At 74.0% G+C, this 2,006-nt stretch carries 2 protein-coding genes; both read right to left on the bottom strand.

Annotation, left to right across the window (positions count from 1 at the left end):
- Window positions 1-163: 163 nt before the first annotated feature.
- Complete coding sequence (locus tag VGD85_RS05845) at window positions 164-820, bottom strand: fasciclin domain-containing protein (RefSeq protein ID WP_331062504.1); 657 nt, start codon at window positions 818-820, stop codon at window positions 164-166.
- Window positions 821-936: 116 nt separating this feature from the next.
- Window positions 937-2,006: molybdopterin-dependent oxidoreductase (locus tag VGD85_RS05840; protein WP_331062503.1), on the bottom strand; the 1,070-nt coding region annotated here is incomplete at its 5' end.

Genomic DNA, 2,006 nt, shown 5'->3' with positions numbered 1-2,006 from the left:
AGGCGAGCGAACGCCTGCTCGTCGCCGCGTGCCGAGCGCCGCAGCAGCTCGACCAGGTCGGCGCCGGGCGCCCCGTCCTCGGGGGACGGGGCGCCGGCGCCGACGGGTCGGATGTGGTCCACGGATGGATCCTCGCTCGATCTCGGTCCTGGGGTACCCAGGATCAGGGCATCAGGACGGAGTCGATGACGTAGACCGTGGCGTTGGCGGTGGGGATGTTGCCGCACAGCACCTGGGCGCCGTCGCCGACGGTGAAGTCCTCACCGGAGCCCTCGACGGTGACGTCGTCGCCCTCGAGCGTCTGGTGGGTGCCGGCCAGGTCCGCGGGGCTGAGCTGCCCGGGCACGACGTGGTAGGTGAGGACCTTCGTGAGCAGGTCCTTGTCGGCCAGCACCGCCTTGAGGTCCTTCGGCGGCAGCTCGGCGAACGCGTCGTCGGTCGGCGCGAACACCGTGATGCCGTCGGCGGAGTTCAGCGTGTCGACCAGGCCGGCCTCGCCGACCGCGGTGACCAGCGTCTTCAGCAGCGGGTTCGCGCTGGCCGCGGTGGCGACCGGCTCGGTGGCCATGCCGTCGAACGAGCCGGCGCCGGACGACGGGATCGCCGAGCAGCCGGCGCCGAAGGTCCCCGCGGCGGCGTTCATCGGCGCGGTGTCGTCGGACCCCATGTCCGAGTCGGCCGGCGCGCTCGAGGCGGGGGTCTGGGCGGTGGCGTCGGCGGCGTCGCCGTCGGAGTCACCGCCACAGGCGGCGAGGCCGAACGTGGCGACCAGGGCCAGGGAGGCGATGGAGGTGGAGCGGCGGAGGGAGCGGGTGTTCATCGTTGGTGCCTTTCGCGTCGAGTTCGAAGGGAGCTCTGCGGCCGAGATGTGAGGTGTTCGGACCCGCGCCGCGGCCGGATTGGTCGACCCGCCCGAAACTTTCGGGCGGGTCGACGTCAGCGGACGTTGACGACGATCTGCTGGATGCCGCTGGCGCCGTCGGGGAACGGGGTGGTGCGTACGCCGGTCTGCGGGTCGCCCGCACCGTCGAAGGCCCGCACCGCCAGCGAGTGGCGGCCGGGCTCGGCGGTCCACGGCAGGTACCACTGCCGCCAGTAGTCCTCGCCCGCCGACGGGCCGAGCCGGGCGGGCTGCCAGGGGCCGCCGTCGACGCGCACCTCGACCCGGTCGATGCCGCCCTGGTGCTGGGCCCACGCGACACCGCCGATCACCGTGCGTCCGGCGTCGATCGTCGCGAGCGGTCGCGGGGTGTCGATCCGGCTGGCGACCTTCACCGGCGCGTCGGTCGCCCAGTCGCGGCGGGTCCAGTACGCCGCCTGCTCGGCGTACGTCGTCAGGGTCATGCGGGTGATCCACTTGCAGGCGCTGACGAACCCGTACAGCCCCGGCACCACCATCCGCGCCGGGAACCCGTGCTCGCGCGTCAGCGAGCGGCCGTTCATGCCGACCGCGATCATCGCGTCGCGGCCGTCGGTGGCGGCGGCCAGCGGCGTGCTGATCGTCATCCCGTCGACGTCGGTGCTGAGGATCTGGTCCGCGCGGGTGCCGGCGATCCCGGCCAGGTCCAGCAGGTCGGTGAGCCGGACGCCGAGCCAGCGGGCCGAGCCGAGGTAGCTGCCGCCGACCTCGTTGGACACGCAGGTGAGCGTGATGTCGCGCTCGACGAGCGGCATCGCGAGCAGGTCGTCGAAGGTCAGCTCGACCTCGCGCTCGACGTCGCCGTCGATCCGCAGCGTCCAGCCGCCGGCGTCGACGATCGGCAGGGTGAGCCGGGTGTCGACCCGGTAGAAGTCGTCGGTCGGGGTGCGGAACGCGCTGATGCCGGGCACCCGCTCCTCCAGGCCCGGGGGCAGCGGTGGCGCAGGGTCGGCGGCCGCGGGCAGGTCGACCACGGTGTTGCGCGAGCGGTACGCCGCGATCCAGCGCCCCGCGCCGCCCATCGTGGCCGCCGCCGCACCGAGGACCCCGGCGGCCACCAGCACGCCGCGGCGGCTCGCTCCCTCCC

The organism is Nocardioides sp., assembly GCF_036401255.1.
Lineage (GTDB): Bacteria > Actinomycetota > Actinomycetes > Propionibacteriales > Nocardioidaceae > Nocardioides.
The sequence above is the reverse complement of the archived record's forward strand: the minus strand, read 5'-3'. Positions and strand labels throughout refer to the sequence as shown.

Excerpts from the sequence above, each read along its gene's own strand:
- VGD85_RS05845 (WP_331062504.1), bottom strand. The coding sequence starts at position 820 with ATGAACACCCGCTCCCTCCGCCGCTCCACCTCCATCGCCTCCCTGGCC.